Source organism: Gemella sp. zg-570 (assembly GCF_018866345.1).
Classification (GTDB): Bacteria; Bacillota; Bacilli; order Staphylococcales; family Gemellaceae; genus Gemelliphila.
Genome location: NZ_CP076443.1, coordinates 1,411,588 through 1,427,637 on the forward strand (window position 1 = coordinate 1,411,588; position 16,050 = coordinate 1,427,637).

The following is a 16,050-nucleotide window of genomic DNA, read 5'->3' on the forward strand; positions in this document are numbered from 1 at the left end:
CAACAAAAAAGGAGCCAATGCTCCTAAATCAATTCATCTAAAAGTTGATATTCTTTTTCTAGCTGTTCTAATTCTTGTGTGATACATTGCCATCTAAATCCATTTTTACAACAGTCTCGTTTGTTTTTTAAACGATTCAGTTCCTTTTGTCTTTCTTCTAAAATCTCTCTTGCTGAAAATGGGTCAGTTTGTATCATGTTAAAATGTTTTTCAAATCTTGTCATGTTACTTTCCTCGCTTTCATGTCTTTACACGATATATCACTCTAAAACAACTATTTATCAAGTGATTTTTTCACTATTTAGAATGATTTTACGACATTCTTTTTCATCTTCTTCAATAAAAGTGACAAACTTGTATAAACCCCTATCCGATCCGTTTTTCTTAAGTTCTTGCTTGTTGAATGGCTTTATAAGCCTTGTTTATCACTTGACTTAGGGTTTCTGCTTCGCAAAAACGATCAAATGCTTCATCACTTAGTTGCCCTTTTGATAAATCCCATAAGGCTTCATGTGCTTGCTTGGCACACGTCCTTGCCGTTTGGGCAATCTCTAAAAATTGAATCGCATTGCCTACGTTTCCTTTTTGTGCTTGTTGAGTAGCTAAATCTGCATATTTTTTACAGGCTTTTATTTCTGTTTTTAATCCGTTGAGTGCTTCTTGTGTATGTCTGTACATGGTGTTTTCTCCTTTTGTTTTGTTACACTATATATCACTCTAAACGCTATGAATATCAAGTCTTATGTTGATTATTTCTCATAATGATTCAATTTTTTTAATCATCAAGTTTCATACAACAATCTTCACCCAATACGACACTCAATCGACTACCATTATCCCAATAAACCATAATAGAGCCAATATCATCTACTCCTAACACAGTCCCTTTTGTACCAATAGGTGGTGCTTGTTTGTCATCCATTTTAACAAGTTTCACTCGAGTACCGTTTTGGTACTCCAATCTTAATTTCTCAATGTTATTTTTCATTTTTTCCATCTGCTTTTCCCAACTCATAGACTTCTTTTAAAAGTTTCTCTAAACTCATCACATAAACATCCAAAAAGTCATCGTTATCTCGCATTCTAGGTACTAAATCGCCTCTACCTTCTAAAGAAAAAATATGCTTTTCTGCAACCTCGTATAATTTTTCGTTTAATGCTTGTGTCATCAGAATTAACCTCCTGTATTTTCGTTACACTATATATCACTCTAAACCGATTATTTATCAAGTCATTTGTTCGCTATTTCGAAGATTTTTTTCATCAGATAAACGACACATGGAAGGGCGACACCGTTTCCCCACATTTTATACTGAGCCGTATCCGAATATGGATTGGATAGCCATTTTTTAATTTGTTTATCAGACTTCGATTTGCTTTTGCCATTGATGAGTCGATGTTCTTCAAAGACAGCTCTCCAAAGCCGTATATTTTTTTCACTAGGTTCTAGAACCGCTAAATCCTTACACCAGTCATCTGGAAAGCCTTGTAATCGACCACACTCTAATGGTGTTAATCTACGAACCTTTAAGTTTCTTTCCATGACGGTTGGTGGATCTTTATAATCACTTGCCACAAGCGTCCCAACTTCATTCACATTAGCGATTGTATGGTGTGAGTTTTTACTGGTGGAATACACCACAGCTAATCCACCTTGATTTCTGTCTAGATTGTTGCCTCCAGTATCAATCGTTCTTGAGGTATCTGTTTCGTAAATAGTCGCCCTGACATTGCGTGTGTTTTCGCTTGTCAAACGAATGTCGTAAGTTTTGGCATCCACTACCAATGGTTGATTATTGTCCCCTAAACCAAGGTTTGCCCCCAATGTTGGGGATACGTCAAGTGGTCCATTAAATCGACTATCTTGTCCGTGATTTTCAAACACATACGGGGCTCGATTCCCTTTGGCACGAAGTGTGGCTGTGAAATCTTCGGTCACGTCCATACGCTCTCCACCTTGGTCGTTTAAGCACAACGTAGTGCGTCTTCCAATTCTTTTGGTAGTTGTTTTCCTCTCATCTGAGCTCGTTTCAATATTCCTTGGCACGCTTTTTTCGTCAAATAATATTTCACTGGCACTTCTGCCATTAAAATCTGCGACAAGAAAGATTCTTTTGCGTCTTTGGGGGACTCCAAAATACCGAGCGTCCAACACTCGCCATGCAAGAGAGAATGCTCCACCCATGATGTCGCCACTGTTTTCCCATTTTGAAGGTCTAGGGATAGATGTCTGTATGTCTTTGATGTGGCAGATGGCTTCAAGGACACATCTGAAATCTTCTCCTTTGTTGCTTGAGAAGGCACCTGGGACATTTTCCCAGATGATAAATCGTGGATAGTTACCATTTGTTTCCTTCCTCATTTCTTTAATTACTCGAATCGCTTCATAAAAAAGGTTAGACCGTTTACCGTCCAACCCTTGTCTTTTGCCTGCTATAGATAAATCTTGACAAGGACTACCAAAAGTAATGATATCTACTGGTGGTATTCTTTTGCCGTTGATATGTTGAATATTGCCTAATTGTTTGACTTCTGGGAAATTCTTCCTAGTGACAAGCACAGGAAACGGTTCGACTTCTGAATTCCAAATCGGTGTAATACCAGACAATTTTGAAGCGAGTTCAAAACCTCCTGACCCTGAAAACAAACTTCCCATTGTTAGCTTACGCATTTTCATCACCTACTAAATCATCGTATGATACTTTCTTATTATCACGGACGACATACACATCATCCGACTTTCCGACTTGTTCGATATATCGTTTTACAATCACATCACAAAATTTTTCATCAAGTTCAATGGAATAACAGATTCTACCCAGTTGATCACTCGCCAGTAAAGTAGAGCCACTACCACCAAACATATCTAACACGACACTATTGGTCATACTTGAATTTTTAATCGGATAAGCCATCAACTCGATGGGTTTCATCGTTGGATGATCTGCATTTTTCTTTGGTTTATCAAACTCCCAAATCGTGGATTCTTTTCTACCGGTATACCATTGATGTTTACCTTTTTGTTTCCAACCAAACAAAATGGGTTCATGTTGCCACTGATAAGGGCTTCGCCCCAAAACAAGTGACTGTTTTTTCCAAATACACGTCCCTGATAAATAAAATCCTGCATCTTTAAATGCTTTTCTGAAATTGTAGCCTTCCGTATTCGCATGGAACACATAGATACTTGCATCTTGTGCCATGACCTTTTCAGCTTGCGTAAAAGCATCACACAAGAACTGATAAAACGCTCCATCTTCCATATCATCGTTTTTAATTTTTCCTGCACTACCTTCATAGTTCACATTATAAGGCGGATCAGTTACCACTAGATTGACTTTAGTATCTCCGAGTAACTTTTTATAAGTTTCTTCTTTGGTAGAATCACCACAAATTAACATATGTTTGCCTAAATGCCAAATGTCACCGAATTGTGTGATCGTTGGTTTCGTTAACTCGTCATTGACATCAAAGTCATATTCTTGAGTCTCTTTGTCATCATCAAACAGTTTGGATAATTCTTTATCATCAAATCCAAGTAAGTCTAAATCAAAGTCTAACCCTTGTAATTCTGATAACTCAATGGTTAATAGGTCATTATCCCACCCAGCGTTAAGTGCTAGTTTATTATCTGCGATAATATAGGCTTTCTTTTGTGCTTCCGTTAGATGTTCCTCTTTTATACATGGTATCTTTTCAAGACCTAACTTTTGTGCGGCATAATAACGACCGTGTCCACAGAGAATTGTGTGATCACGTGATACAATAATTGGATTAAGAAACCCAAACTCTTTTATGCTGGAAGCAATTTGTGCAATTTGAGTATCTGAATGCGTCCTTGCATTGTTCGCATAAGGGATAAGGTCATGAATATTAGCTAAATAATAGGTTGCTTCTTTGTTCATATCACACCTCTAAAAAAGACCCCATTCGGCTAGTTTTTCAAAACCGCCAACGGAGTCTACATATTCTTTTGCGATGTTGACAATATCCTCATACGGTATACCGTCAATCGTTTCATCGCCAATAGCACAAGAGAACAACACAGATTCATTTACCTGTTGTGCTCTTAAAAAAGCATAAATATTGACCGATACATCTGCTTTCGATAAATCTTTACCATGTAAACCACCACCTGTTATTGAATCTGCCATATCACTGCCTAGCTTACGGTTAGTAGCACCAGTGTCTACATCCGTACCACCAGTCCAATCACCTAACGGATTGATGATGGCATTTGGAAATTGACTTTGTAAAAACTGCGTATAGGCATTACTTTGACAGATGATTAGTTTCTCTTTGTCTAAAATATACTTGCCGTGAAATGGGTATTGTCTATAAATGTTTCGTGCAATATCTGATAGTCGTCTCTGTTCATCTGTGAGTGGAACACCTTTAAAGATACCATTATCACCACATCGCATTTTCTCTTTTTGATTATTTGCCAAATGTTCATCTTGTTTTTCAATTGTGATATCACACGATATCTTACCAGCAATGCGTTCAATAATTGGGATAATCTCTTTTTTCTTTAGAGTGACTGTGGTTTCAATAATGACATGACACTTACCATGTCCAATCAATACCTCAATTGCAATCTTTGGTTCATCTTCCTTTGTATAGGCTAAGTCCACAATTGCCCCTGCAATGCGATCAGCAATCTTGTCTGGGTGTTGTGGGTTTACTTTTTCAATCATATTTATAATCCTTTCCTAGAACGTAGTAAACGCTCCATCATATCATTTTGAGGTGTAATATCATCAAATTCTGTAGAACAGTTTTCTTTAACAATTTGAAAGATTTCATTCCATAGCCGTACTGCTTGATTCATATAGTTAATGCCAATATTAATAAATGGAGACGGAATCGGTTTGCCTGTTGTTGGATGTTTCGATAAAAAACCTAGTTTACTTGTCATCTCTTCACATTGAATCCATCTAGCACTACTCATGGCATATCTTTCAAGAAATGGGATCGGAACTTTCCTGCCAACTCCGATTTCATGAAGCCATTTCCAGGTTTCTTCAAAAATTTCTTTTGCTTGAAGACTTGTACCATCTTTTTGTATTGTGGATAAAAACTCATGCGGCTCTGGCATGCTGACTCCTTCAATTTCAGGAATATCTAATATTTCTAGTTTTCTCCCACTAGGATTTCCTTCTTTATATTTTTCAATTGTGGCTTTTTTCTTTCTTCCTGCACCGATTCTTTTACCACCACGTCCTCCGATATTGTTTGATTTTGTCGGCATTTCTATCACCTCACTTTATTTTATTTTTGATTTTTCCCTATTACCCTTTTGATTTCGCTATTTTTGTGCGTGATGGGAGGCACCCGTTGTTGGATCGGATCATTTTTAGAGATTTAACTCCCCCCTACCCTTTCATCAGTCACCACATCGGTTTACAATGTGTTGTTTTTGTAGTATAATTATACTTGATTAAAGGAGGTATTAATTATGGCTACAAGTCCAACTCAAATTAGAATCGATTCGACTGTTAAAGAAGATGCCAACGCATTATTTTCGAGACTTGGCTTAGATATGTCTAGTGCAGTGAATATGTTCTTACGTCAATGCGTTCTACGTGGAGGTTTACCTTTTACAGTAGAACTTCCAAAGTATAATCAAGAAACGTTAGATGCTATGGAAGAAGCAAGAAAAATTTCTAAAGACCCAAATGTACCAAGTTATTCATCTGTTAAAGATTTATTTAAAGCATTGGATGAAGAATAATGTATCATATCAAGTACACCAATAAATTCAAAAAAAGTTATAAACTAATGAAGAAACGAGGCTATGATCTTAGTTTATTAGAGGATGTCATCACAAAATTAAGTAAAGGCATTCCTCTCGAAGAAAAACATAGGAATCACATGTTAACAGGTAATTTTGCTGGATATCATGAATGTCATATCAAACCAGATTGGCTTTTAATTTATTTAATAGAAAATGATATTCTAACCTTAACTATGATCGATACAGGGTCGCATTCAGATTTATTTTAGTCACTCACTTGAGTGACTATTTTTTATTCCATCGACTTCCATTTCGTGCGTGAATTTTACTGTGACAAGACTGACAAAGCGAGATTAAATTAGTTGTATCATGTGTACCACCTTCAGCGAGTGGCTTGATATGATGAACTTCTTCTACACGTTTCATACGACCTTCTTTAAAACATCGTTCACAGTAAGGATGAGCTTTAACATAACTGGCACGTATCTTTCGCCAATTATGGCCGTAACGTTTTCTGACTACTGGATTACGGTCATACTGTTCGTATCGCTTATTCTCTTGTCGTTCATGTTCCATACAAAATCGTCCTTCCGTCAGCTTCGGACAACTTGGATATGAACACGGTCGCTTTGGTTTTCTCGGCATGACTTTCTCCTTTGGGGTATGAAAAAAGCCCTGTCGGATTTCTCCTTCAAGGCTTCTCTTTATTCTATTTTGACAAGTATATCATAACATAAAGACTACTAGTCTTTCAACGTCCACTCGAGTCCACTGAAGTCCGTTCGAGTCCGAAGTTATCATATGCCCTATAAAAACTCACTATGGCATCGTTATGAAGTTCAAAAACACGCGAACGACAGTAGTTAATCTTCTTGATGATATTATTCCACGGTTGTTCATGTATATAGCGTTCCAGTAATATCAACTGTTGCTCCTTGTTTTCCACTAACTGAATCACATGAAAGATGGTTGATTTCACTGATACAATTTCTTTTTCTAATTCTTTGACTTCATTTTCCAAATCCATCGCTTTGTTCAATGCATCTGCCATCGGCTCTCGCTTACGATTAGGACTTTTAGGAATATCTGAATACTTTGGAGATTGTAAGCCTTCTGCGATTTGTCGATAACTCATCGCAAGATTTTGTTTGATTTGTATCTCTTTCTCTATTTCCTTTACTCGATTTAGTATATTCACTGCACTCATGTCTTTTACCTCCTGTTACTTTGAGGTAAATTCTCGATAGAATTTCTACTCAATCTGTGCTTTCACGGCATTCATCAGTGCCGTTTGTATTTTATCTTTTCGTTTCAATGCCTTTAGGACATCTTCATCTATCGTGCCTTTAGTGATAATGTGTTGAATCACCACTGTTTGTGTTTGCCCTTGACGATAAAGCCGTGCGTTGGTTTGTTGGTACAACTCCAATGACCAAGTGAGTGAATACCAAATCAAAGTAGAGCCGCCTTGTTGTAAATTCAAACCATGCCCTGCACTTGCTGGGTGGACGAGTGCTACTGGAATGTTCCCTTTATTCCACTCAGCTATATCTTCGCTTGTTTTGATTTCTTTTACTTTGAATCTTTTTTCAATTCGTTCTTTATCTGATTTAAACCAATACGCCACTAGCACTGGCTTCCCATTTGCTCCTTCAATTAAGTCTTCCAGTGCATCTAATTTTTTATCATGGATTTCATAAAACTTTCCATCTTCATCATAAATACTACCACTCGCCATCTGTAGTAGTTTGTTGGATAGACTTGCAGCATTTACAGCATCAATTTCCCTATCACTTACTTGCATAACCATTTCTTTTCTAAACTCTTCGTACTTTGTTTTATCTTTATTGCTCAGCTCTACATTTACTTCATTCATGACTAAATCCGGCATCTTCAGATGGTCTTTGGCTTTCATTGAAATGGTAATATCTGAAATTTTTTCATAGATTCGTTCTTCAGCATTCTTTTGTGGCTTATAGCTATATACAATTGCACCATTTCGCTTATCGGGAACAAAGTATGTGCTGCGGTAGTGACTAATATATCGACCCAGTCTTTCTCCAAAATCAAGTATTCTAAACTCAGCCCACAAATCCATCAAACCATTACTGCTTGGTGTTCCTGTTAAACCAACTATGCGTTTAATGTACGGTCGAACCTTTAGTAAACTTTTCACTCGTTTACTTTGATATGATTTAAAAGAACTCAGTTCATCAATGACTACCATATCAAAATCGAACGTTACTCTACTTTTGTTCACTAACCAATCTATATTTTCACGATTAATGATATAAATATTTACTTTCTTGTTTAAAGACAACAAGCGTTCTTTCTCAGTTCCAACTACCACTGAGTAAGTTAGTCTATTTAAATGTTCCCATTTTTTGATTTCACTTGGCCATGTACTAATCGCTACTCTAAGCGGTGCTATAACTAAAACCTTACTCACTTCAAATCTATCGTATATAAGCTCATCAATAGCTGTTAGTGTTGTGACACTTTTGCCTAAACCCATTTCAAGTAGCAAAGCAGCTACCTTATTCTTCACAATGAATTCTTTAGCATATTCTTGATAACTATGTGGCACATATTTCATCAATTACACCTCCAGCTTGTTCTATCTCATCCATGAGCGAACAGTAAAAACCTAACTCCATCAATTGTTTCATTCTTCGTATTTGAAGTGGTCTTGGTTTCTTTCCTTTCTGCTTCACTTCTACAAAACCTATTTTCCCTGGTGGTAACAAAACTAACCTATCTGGAATACCACTCATACTCTGACTATTTAGCTTTAAACATAAACCACCTTTAGCTTTTACTTGTTTCACTAATTGTTGTTCTACTCTTTTTTCTAGCATTTCTTAATACCTCCACTTATATGGTTGCAGGTTGTAGAAAGTCTTATACTATACTTTTATATAGATTAAAAATTTTTATACTATAGAAAAAGTACTGTATATGACCTTCTATGACTTGCACCTTAGTTTAAAAACTCACTTTTCAAACGTAAGCCATAAATCAAAATACCTTGTTTAGTCTTTTTACGCTCGACTCCAATTGATTCCAATGCTGTGTAAAAATCAGAAGTACTTCGTGCATACTCCCCACTTCGTGCACAAAACGCACGATACTCACTATAAAACTCTCCTGATTTTTGAGTATAAGCCTTATCCATTTCACAACACTCTTCAATAAAATAACCTAACCAATCGTTATTTTTCTTATAGGTTTCAATAGATTCTTGCACGATTTGTGGTAAGGTTAGATGATAGTTTGCTTTAATTACTTTCTGAGCACCATCAATAACCCATTGAAGTATTACACTGCCACAGGTTTCATATAAATAATCAGCATAGTTATTAATATCTTGACTGCCTTCAATAGTCGCTAGAAACGGAATAACAATCAAACGTCGCCACGTCCCTTTATCGATTGCTCCAACTTTTGGTAGATGATTGGTATAAAGGACTAAGGTGTGCGTTGGTACATACTTGAATGGGTCTTTGTATTTTTTCTCCGCTGCAATTTCATCTGTTGAACACAGTTGCTTGATGTTAGATGTATTTAGTCGCATTCCTTCTTCTAATTCAGCGGCAATTAGTAGGCGTTTACCCTTTGCCTCAGCTAGTTCTGGTTTGACGTTTCGTCTAATTTGACTCGTTAAAATATCTGCCGAGATACTACCAGCGTAGGTTCCTAATATTCTTGAAATGACATTCCAAAAGGTGGACTTCCCATTTCGTCCTTCGCCATAAGAAATAATGAGTGCCTCTACATATACTTTGCCAATTGCAGCTAAACCTACAATCAGCTGAACATAATCAATTAAATCTTGGTCATTTACAAAAATAGTATTTAGTGTTTCTAGCCATATATGTTCATTTTCGTTTGATACACTTACACTTGTCTGTTTCGTAATAAAATTACTAGGATTATGTGCTTGCAAGCTACCGTTTTGCAAGTTAATTGTTCCTTTTGGAGTATTGAGTAGAAACTCATTTGTGTCTAAATCTACAGGTGCTATTTGTATCATCGGATGTACTTCTTTCAAAGCAGACCAAATATATTTGCTATCACGTCTTTTGATAGCATACTTTTCATAATTCAAAGCATTCTCGTATTTTTCATATGCACGTTTTTGTAGTTTATTAAATTGCTCTTTCGCTTTTTTAGCCCCTATTCCTATAATGAGTTTCATAGCACCAGTGTTCGTTAAATCTTTTAAACACTTTTCAATTTCAATCGTTGCCTCATCTAATTGTCGCTCGGTTAATTCTTGTGCGACTGCTTGGGCTAAAGGTTTAGACTCTTCCCAAAATCTTCCGTTATATACTAAATACTCTGTTGAAGGTGAGTAACGTAATTTATGTTTGTACTCACGAGCAAGAACCGTTGCTTGCCCAACATCCGAGTAGTCTGTGGGCATAAGTTGTAATTCTTGGTTATAGTGTTCTGGTTGAATGTAGTCTGCTTGACTGCTTATCTTATGACCAAACTTAATTGCACTGTTCCAAATCGTACGCAGTTCATCTTGTTCTAATGGTGGATTACACTTTTCTGCCTCTTTTAAGAACAATTGATAAGCAGTATCCGAATTGCCATATCGCTTGATAAGTTTTCCTGCGATATGACTCAGAGTAGCATTCCTTGAACCTTCTTCAATACTAGGTAGTTGTAACTCCATTTCTTCAAACACATCCACATCATCAAACAATAGTTCATCAATTGTTTTAGTCCCTTCAAACCAAACAATCTCATCCGTATTATGTCCAAAGATAAAACGTGCAGCGTCTAGTGCATTAGCATCAAAGAAAGAATACTTTGCTTGTACTTTTCGTTTGAAGTTCTCACATTCTTCAGTACTATTAAACGACTTATGTGGAAAATAAACATGGTGTCTTGGTCGTACTGATCTTCCATTTTTATCTTTCATATTATTTCTACTTGGAACTACTGCGTAACTCACACCGTCTAGTAAAAACTCATAATCTTCTGGATAAATCCAATCACTTGGATTGTCGCTATGCTCGTTATCACAGTCAAACACATCACAATCACTACTTATAAAGTTTTCCTTATTTCGATAATTGTTTTTAAACCTCGCACAAACATGGTCATGTAAAACGGCTTGTTTTAATTCTTCAGCATTACGTACTGTATGCAACGTTTGGTATACGCAGTTTTTCGCATTCCCACTATCATTAGATGAATAAATCGTCAGATTCATACGCTACCTCCAAAAAATCATTATTAAAATGTTTAATTGTTTGACGTCTTTGCATTGCGACTTGAATTTCTTTTTCCATACCTTCTGTAATGGTATCTCCTAACACCCATAACTCTTGACATTTACCTAAAAAGATAATATCCATGAACATCGCATCTTTTAGATGTTTTTTGTTGTCATCATCCATAAATGGAAACAGTAAGTGTGGAGTTAGTGGAATACAACCTTTTTGATAAGCTAATTCTGCCAATTTAACTGCATTTTTAATATTCCTTTCTACATTCCCACTAAATGGTGCGCAGATATAAATCAAAGGTTTAAACTCCGTCCCTTTTTCTTTCATTACTCGATTAATTGATTTTGACATTGTTTTGCTCCTCCCATTTTGTTTTGTACCACTCTAAGTGTCGTTTTCTATCTTCATAATTTGAAAAAGCAACAAGCAATCCTACATCCACTTTTTGTAAAACTTCAACAAGATTAATCTGTTCTTTTGTTAAATAAGGTCGAATACTTTTTCCTTTTTCAATTCCGTTAGCAAGTCTAAATTGTTTAGCTGACTGTCCTAAAGCTACTCTGTTAATCAAGTCACACTCATTACTGAAGTGGTATGGTTTTGGATTTATATGAATGAGTTTAATGTTTTCAGTTAAATGTGGAAATTCATATCTTGCAGACTGTAATGTCGAGATAAACTCTTCCATTTCATTGAATCGTTTAATGTACAACTCTTTAAACTTCATCGCCTTAATTCCAGTGTATCCCATCACAAGCATCGTGAACCCATCTCTAGTTAAGTAGTAACAAGGTCTTTTTTGATTTTGCTTATCTTTATAAGACCCCAGCGCAAAATTGCGCTCAGCAAATTCTTCACTTAGTCCAGAATTTACTTCAGTCATTTTTCTAATATCCCTCAGTACTTCTTTGTGGTTTTTCCCAAATGCCTCAGCCACAAACAAACTATCTACTCGTGCAATATCATGCTTGTCGGCAAAAATGCCAAATTCGTTTTTTGGTATTAGCTCTTTCATAGTAGCTACCTCCTATAGTTTTATCTTTTGAAAAGGTCTTATACCTCTCACATCTATAGGCAAAGAAATTTAGCTAAAATGAACCCCCTTAATAAAAAAATGTGAGAAAAAATTTCCCACATTAATCTTTTTTATAGAAATCACACACATATCCGTCTGCATTTAACATCAAACCTTTAGCCCAGTCAGGTACATGGTTCATAACTTGAATAATATCTTCGATCTTTATGTTTTTATCCCATTCAATAATTACTTCATCGTGTACGTGGGCTACTATGTCATAATCACTTAAATTTTTCATCGCATATAGCAAAATATCTCGGGCAATTCCTTGAACGATATTTTCGACAAACTTAGAACCATAACTTTCAATTCGCTCCCATTTTTTCGTTGTGCCTACTCCTTCATAAGTCACTGACTCACTACCAAACTTGTTCATATCAATTCGTGGTTTGATGTAGGTTAGTTGACGTTTACTAGGTAGTGTTATTCTAAGTAACCCACTTTTACAATTAAACTCAATTCCATGTTTTCTAGTTGTTGTCCGTCCTTTCACCGCATCTTTTACAGCCTTATCGAAACTCCACCAAAGATCAACAATATTTGGATTAGACTCTCGCCATACATCAACCAGTGGTTTTAACTCTTCTTCAGCTAATCCCATATCTAATGCTCCCATAGCCGTTAAGGCTCCAATCGACCCACCATAACCAAGAGCAAGTTCAGCAATTTTCCCTTTTTGCCTTAAATGATTATTTGCACCATGCTTTTCAACTGGAACACCAAACATCTGACTAGCACTAGCACAGTAAATGTCTCCATTTTCTTTAAACACTTTTTCACGCCAACTCTCTCCTGCAAGCCATGCAATCACTCTTGCTTCAATAGCTGAGAAATCCGCTACATAAAATTTTTTATTTTTTGATGGAATAAACGCTGTACGAATTAACTCTGATAACACTTTAGGAATATCATCGTAAAGTAACTCTAAGTTAGAGTCTTTCTGTTTGAATAGTTCCCTTACTTCAGATAAATCCTTCATATGGTTTTGTGGTAGATTTTGCAATTGAACCAATCTACCACTAAACCGTCCTGTACGATTGGCTCCCAAAAATTGAAACATACCTCGACACCGATTATCCTCGCAAGCTACATTATTCATTGCTTGATACTTTTTAACCGATGACTTCGCAAGTTGTAGTCTTTTACCCAATACTTCAGCAATTTCACCTTTTGTTTCTTTGACTAATTTCATAACTAATTTCTTATCCAAACTTTCAACTTCTATTCATTTAGATAATAACCACTCTTTTAATTGAACTACTGAATTTGGATTATCTAAACCCGTTATTTCTTGTAAATCTAATAAAAGCTCATTTCGCACTTTTTCATCTGTTTTGATTGCTTGTTTGACAAACTCTTTATCTACTAAAATGCCGCAATCATTGATTCTTTGATCCAAGATGTACTCATCCCATATAAAATCTGGTACTGGAAATTTTTTTAGCTTAGTTTGTATTGCTTGTTCAGTTTCTACATCTCGCTTATTGTATTCTTTAAACTGTTGCCACTTTTTTTCATCATGATAATAATAATTTCTTGTTCTTTGCCCATTTGACTTAGTAGGATTACACGGTACACAAAAATAACGAATAAGGTCTTTGCCTTCTGTTAATTTCTGCTTATCCAATCCTAGTACAGTACCTACTCCTTCAAGCGATAATGGTAACCCCATATAAGCAGACCATATCATCGTGCATCGCCAACTCATCGGGTTTAAGTATTCTCCAGCTTTCAAACCTAGATAACGTGATAAACAAATACGTTCAAACTGTGCATTAAATGCCCATTTAGCTATCGTGTTATCTTTTAGCACATCAACTATTCCTTGCGGTATCTTCTCTCCACTGGCGACATCCACTATGTTGGCGGGTTCATCATTAATCGAATAAGCAAATAGTAATATCTCAAAATCATCTGACTCAACATAACGATACACTCCTGACTTTGCGAGGTTAACACTAGAGAATGTTTCAATATCAATACTGAGTTTTTCTATTTTCATTTTTATCTCCAATCAAACAAAGGGAGCGAATCTCTCCACTCCCATTGTCATCTACTTATCGAATTTGTCTTTAATTTCAATGTATAAGTCAGTTAGTCGCTTAATGACAATTTCACCAATATATACACCTAGGAGTAGGACAAGTAAGCCATTTACTATGTCAATCATTGTTTTTCCTCCTTACGTTTTTTCTCGTTGCGAATATCATCACGTACAGACGTATAAAGCATAAATAATCCAAATAACGTCCATAAAATCATTGAAACATAAGCCATTACTGTTAAAAATTCACTCATCTTTTTATCCTCCTAAGCTAGAAACTCATCATCTTCTATTGTACTAAAATCATCAGCCGCATTACTTCTACCACCTAATGGTTCTCCATCTCGTAATTTTTGGATATTCCCTAAACCACAGGCGATTCCTTTATTTCCATTAGAGTTAAAAGCATAGAAGTTTAACGATACTCGCCCATAACAACCACTGTACACTTCTTCACGGTTTAAAATGGGTTCTACATTTTTATCTACGATTTGTGGGGCTGTTGTTGAATTAGCATTAATGAAATAATGTCCTTTATAGGCCTCATCTTCTCGTTCAATATCCCCATCACGTAGTGGTAATTTTATCGATTGTTTATTTGGTTTTTTACCTCCAAATTTAGCAATTCCTTGTTCAATCGCAACATCTATCGCTTTTTCAATTTTTGTGATTGTTTCTTTATCATCCTTTGGAATTAAAACCGATACACTGTACTTTGGATTACTTCCATTGATAGACACCGGCTCCCAACCGTTAAAATATGAAAATCGTGTGTTTACTCCCGTTACTACCTTTGTATTGTTTAACTTATTTGTCATGTTTACTTTTCCTCCTTAAATTCTTGTTTTGCATTATGCATAATGAATGTTTTTCTTTTATCTGTTATTGGCACAAGAGTAGGCTTACCTTGTGGTTTATAAATGTAATTTCCTAATAACTCATTGAACTTATCTCGTCCCATCAACTTTTGCATATCCGTCAGTGTAATTAGACTTTGACGATAAATGTTCGTATAACCATTTTCTTGTGCTATTTTTGCGACTTGTTCTTCATCTTTAAATTTACGAATTGAACGTCCTTCTACTAACTTGTAACCAGACCACTCTTTATCAGTTTCTATTGCGACTTTCGTTGCATATTCTTTTATCTCCGTTGCCCATTTAACTAAGTCATCTACGTGTTCTAGCACTTCTTCTATTTCTGCATCGGTTAATAAATGTGGCGACGCTAGTTGAAATTGTTTGAGTTTATCATGATAGTCTTTCCTAACTCTTAGTACGGCATTACAGTTACTAAATTGTAGCCAAGGTCCATACTCAATCGTTCCTTCACCTTTAAAAGCTAATTCAGCCTTTTCTTTTAACTCTGTATTCGCCCAATGTAACAAATCGTCTACTGATTTCGTATCCCTTGAAATATGAAACTTTCGCGGTTGGAAGATGGTCATCGTGACTTCCTTAATGTCGTATAGTGCATCATAGAGATTTAAAGCGCCTAGAGCATACAACATCATTTGTGGATTATCTTTTGCATCAACTTGTACAGATTTTCCATATTTAAAATCAATAATATAGAGTTTTTCATCTGCGATAATCAGACAATCACCGGTACCAAAACCTTCGGGTACATAGTTTGAAAAATCTAAACGTTCTTCAACCAAGACTACGGGGTCTTTTGTTGACTGCTTGATATTTTCCAGTTCCTGCAAGATATAGGCTACATAATCATCTGTATATGCGTCCATATCTATGTCGGATACTTGAATCATCTTATATTTCATACCGAGTGCTTTTCTTAATTTGTTTTCTGCTACAGCATGTGCGAGTGTTCCCTCATGTGCTACTTCACTTGTCTTGTTTGCAAAAAATTTTTCTAATTGTGGAAGTCCTGGACATGTAATCCATCGATGTGCTGACGATGGACTTAAAACCGCATGTTTTTCAGTCAT

At 36.0% G+C, this 16,050-nt stretch carries 20 protein-coding genes and 1 pseudogene; 2 read left to right on the plus strand and 19 right to left on the minus strand.

What is annotated here, in order from left to right; all coding sequences use genetic code 11:
• Positions 1-23: 23 nt before the first annotated feature.
• From KMP11_RS06850 to KMP11_RS06885, 8 genes are all read right to left on the minus strand, one after another.
• Entirely contained in the window at positions 24-224 is a 201-nt protein-coding gene (locus KMP11_RS06850) for a hypothetical protein (RefSeq protein WP_215756388.1), read from the minus strand.
• Positions 225-384: 160 nt separating this feature from the next.
• Positions 385-678 carry a hypothetical protein gene (locus tag KMP11_RS06855; RefSeq protein WP_215756389.1) on the minus strand — a complete coding sequence of 98 codons (294 nt, stop codon included), beginning with the start codon at positions 676-678 and terminating at the stop codon, positions 385-387.
• 97 nt (positions 679-775) lie between these two features.
• Entirely contained in the window at positions 776-997 is a 222-nt protein-coding gene (locus KMP11_RS06860; RefSeq protein WP_215756390.1) for a DUF4314 domain-containing protein, read from the minus strand.
• Positions 978-1,169, minus strand: a complete 192-nt coding sequence (locus KMP11_RS06865; RefSeq protein WP_163545661.1) for a DUF6900 domain-containing protein — start codon at positions 1,167-1,169, stop codon at positions 978-980. The genes KMP11_RS06860 and KMP11_RS06865 overlap by 20 nt, the downstream gene beginning before the upstream one ends.
• A 62-nt stretch (positions 1,170-1,231) precedes the next feature.
• The gene (gene dcm / locus KMP11_RS06870) at positions 1,232-2,671 is read right to left on the minus strand and encodes a DNA cytosine methyltransferase (RefSeq protein WP_215756391.1); all 1,440 of its coding nucleotides are present in this window, start codon (positions 2,669-2,671) and stop codon (positions 1,232-1,234) included.
• Entirely contained in the window at positions 2,664-3,905 is a 1,242-nt protein-coding gene (locus tag KMP11_RS06875; protein ID WP_215756392.1) for a site-specific DNA-methyltransferase, read from the minus strand. Before KMP11_RS06875 ends, dcm begins: the two co-directional genes overlap by 8 nt.
• A gap of 9 nt (positions 3,906-3,914) precedes the next feature.
• Complete coding sequence (locus tag KMP11_RS06880) at positions 3,915-4,697, minus strand: S-adenosylmethionine synthetase N-terminal domain-containing protein (protein ID WP_215756393.1); 783 nt, start codon at positions 4,695-4,697, stop codon at positions 3,915-3,917.
• A 2-nt stretch (positions 4,698-4,699) separates the two neighbouring features.
• A complete protein-coding gene (locus KMP11_RS06885) occupies positions 4,700-5,251 on the minus strand; it encodes a terminase (protein ID WP_216279812.1) in 552 nt (183 codons plus the stop codon).
• 207 nt (positions 5,252-5,458) lie between these two features.
• On the opposite strand from KMP11_RS06885, the gene KMP11_RS06890 reads away from it, so the two are divergent.
• Together KMP11_RS06890 and KMP11_RS06895 are read left to right on the plus strand one after the other, a co-directional pair.
• Complete coding sequence (locus KMP11_RS06890; protein ID WP_215756395.1) at positions 5,459-5,734, plus strand: type II toxin-antitoxin system RelB/DinJ family antitoxin; 276 nt, start codon at positions 5,459-5,461, stop codon at positions 5,732-5,734.
• The gene (locus KMP11_RS06895; protein WP_215756396.1) at positions 5,734-6,006 is read left to right on the plus strand and encodes a type II toxin-antitoxin system YafQ family toxin; all 273 of its coding nucleotides are present in this window, start codon (positions 5,734-5,736) and stop codon (positions 6,004-6,006) included. The genes KMP11_RS06890 and KMP11_RS06895 overlap by 1 nt, the downstream gene beginning before the upstream one ends.
• A 16-nt stretch (positions 6,007-6,022) precedes the next feature.
• On the opposite strand, the gene KMP11_RS06900 is transcribed toward KMP11_RS06895, so the two are convergent.
• The 11 genes and pseudogenes from KMP11_RS06900 to KMP11_RS06945 all read right to left on the minus strand — a co-directional run bounded on the left by KMP11_RS06900 (position 6,023) and on the right by KMP11_RS06945 (position 16,050).
• Positions 6,023-6,313 (minus strand): HNH endonuclease, encoded by a 291-nt coding sequence (locus KMP11_RS06900; protein ID WP_252344692.1) that lies wholly within the window; start codon positions 6,311-6,313, stop codon positions 6,023-6,025.
• 175 nt (positions 6,314-6,488) lie between these two features.
• Positions 6,489-6,944, minus strand: a complete 456-nt coding sequence (locus KMP11_RS06905) for a DUF1492 domain-containing protein (protein WP_215756398.1) — start codon at positions 6,942-6,944, stop codon at positions 6,489-6,491.
• A gap of 45 nt (positions 6,945-6,989) precedes the next feature.
• On the minus strand, positions 6,990-8,333 hold the full coding sequence (locus KMP11_RS06910) for an SNF2-related protein (RefSeq protein ID WP_216279813.1): 1,344 nt from the start codon (positions 8,331-8,333) through the stop codon (positions 6,990-6,992).
• The gene (locus tag KMP11_RS06915) at positions 8,314-8,595 is read right to left on the minus strand and encodes a PDDEXK family nuclease (protein WP_215756400.1); all 282 of its coding nucleotides are present in this window, start codon (positions 8,593-8,595) and stop codon (positions 8,314-8,316) included. Before KMP11_RS06915 ends, KMP11_RS06910 begins: the two co-directional genes overlap by 20 nt.
• A 122-nt stretch (positions 8,596-8,717) precedes the next feature.
• A complete protein-coding gene (locus KMP11_RS06920; RefSeq protein WP_216279814.1) occupies positions 8,718-10,964 on the minus strand; it encodes a phage/plasmid primase, P4 family in 2,247 nt (748 codons plus the stop codon).
• Complete coding sequence (locus KMP11_RS06925) at positions 10,939-11,331, minus strand: DUF7768 domain-containing protein (protein ID WP_253195956.1); 393 nt, start codon at positions 11,329-11,331, stop codon at positions 10,939-10,941. Before KMP11_RS06925 ends, KMP11_RS06920 begins: the two co-directional genes overlap by 26 nt.
• The gene (locus KMP11_RS06930; RefSeq protein WP_215756403.1) at positions 11,315-11,995 is read right to left on the minus strand and encodes a Rha family transcriptional regulator; all 681 of its coding nucleotides are present in this window, start codon (positions 11,993-11,995) and stop codon (positions 11,315-11,317) included. Before KMP11_RS06930 ends, KMP11_RS06925 begins: the two co-directional genes overlap by 17 nt.
• Positions 11,996-12,116: 121 nt before the next feature.
• Positions 12,117-14,054 (minus strand): annotated as a pseudogene (locus tag KMP11_RS06935) (DNA polymerase).
• 170 nt (positions 14,055-14,224) lie between these two features.
• Positions 14,225-14,356 (minus strand): hypothetical protein, encoded by a 132-nt coding sequence (locus tag KMP11_RS07865; RefSeq protein WP_256444858.1) that lies wholly within the window; start codon positions 14,354-14,356, stop codon positions 14,225-14,227.
• Between the two features lie 12 nt (positions 14,357-14,368).
• A complete protein-coding gene (locus tag KMP11_RS06940) occupies positions 14,369-14,920 on the minus strand; it encodes a DUF2815 family protein (protein ID WP_215756404.1) in 552 nt (183 codons plus the stop codon).
• 2 nt (positions 14,921-14,922) lie between these two features.
• Positions 14,923-16,050 (minus strand): DUF2800 domain-containing protein, encoded by a 1,128-nt coding sequence (locus KMP11_RS06945; RefSeq protein WP_215756405.1) that lies wholly within the window; start codon positions 16,048-16,050, stop codon positions 14,923-14,925.

Coding starts and splice junctions, on each gene's coding strand:
- KMP11_RS06850 (WP_215756388.1), bottom strand. CDS start 224: ATGACAAGATTTGAAAAACATTTTAACATGATACAAACTGACCCATTT.
- KMP11_RS06855 (WP_215756389.1), bottom strand. CDS start 678: ATGTACAGACATACACAAGAAGCACTCAACGGATTAAAAACAGAAATA.
- KMP11_RS06860 (WP_215756390.1), bottom strand. CDS start 997: ATGGAAAAAATGAAAAATAACATTGAGAAATTAAGATTGGAGTACCAA.
- KMP11_RS06865 (WP_163545661.1), bottom strand. CDS start 1,169: ATGACACAAGCATTAAACGAAAAATTATACGAGGTTGCAGAAAAGCAT.
- dcm (WP_215756391.1), bottom strand. CDS start 2,671: ATGCGTAAGCTAACAATGGGAAGTTTGTTTTCAGGGTCAGGAGGTTTT.
- KMP11_RS06875 (WP_215756392.1), bottom strand. CDS start 3,905: ATGAACAAAGAAGCAACCTATTATTTAGCTAATATTCATGACCTTATC.
- KMP11_RS06880 (WP_215756393.1), bottom strand. CDS start 4,697: ATGATTGAAAAAGTAAACCCACAACACCCAGACAAGATTGCTGATCGC.
- KMP11_RS06885 (WP_216279812.1), bottom strand. CDS start 5,251: ATGCCGACAAAATCAAACAATATCGGAGGACGTGGTGGTAAAAGAATC.
- KMP11_RS06890 (WP_215756395.1), top strand. CDS start 5,459: ATGGCTACAAGTCCAACTCAAATTAGAATCGATTCGACTGTTAAAGAA.
- KMP11_RS06895 (WP_215756396.1), top strand. CDS start 5,734: ATGTATCATATCAAGTACACCAATAAATTCAAAAAAAGTTATAAACTA.
- KMP11_RS06900 (WP_252344692.1), bottom strand. CDS start 6,313: ATGGAACATGAACGACAAGAGAATAAGCGATACGAACAGTATGACCGT.
- KMP11_RS06905 (WP_215756398.1), bottom strand. CDS start 6,944: ATGAGTGCAGTGAATATACTAAATCGAGTAAAGGAAATAGAGAAAGAG.
- KMP11_RS06910 (WP_216279813.1), bottom strand. CDS start 8,333: ATGAAATATGTGCCACATAGTTATCAAGAATATGCTAAAGAATTCATT.
- KMP11_RS06915 (WP_215756400.1), bottom strand. CDS start 8,595: ATGCTAGAAAAAAGAGTAGAACAACAATTAGTGAAACAAGTAAAAGCT.
- KMP11_RS06920 (WP_216279814.1), bottom strand. CDS start 10,964: ATGAATCTGACGATTTATTCATCTAATGATAGTGGGAATGCGAAAAAC.
- KMP11_RS06925 (WP_253195956.1), bottom strand. CDS start 11,331: ATGTCAAAATCAATTAATCGAGTAATGAAAGAAAAAGGGACGGAGTTT.
- KMP11_RS06930 (WP_215756403.1), bottom strand. CDS start 11,995: ATGAAAGAGCTAATACCAAAAAACGAATTTGGCATTTTTGCCGACAAG.
- KMP11_RS07865 (WP_256444858.1), bottom strand. CDS start 14,356: ATGAGTGAATTTTTAACAGTAATGGCTTATGTTTCAATGATTTTATGG.
- KMP11_RS06940 (WP_215756404.1), bottom strand. CDS start 14,920: ATGACAAATAAGTTAAACAATACAAAGGTAGTAACGGGAGTAAACACA.
- KMP11_RS06945 (WP_215756405.1), bottom strand. CDS start 16,050: ATGACTGAAAAACATGCGGTTTTAAGTCCATCGTCAGCACATCGATGG.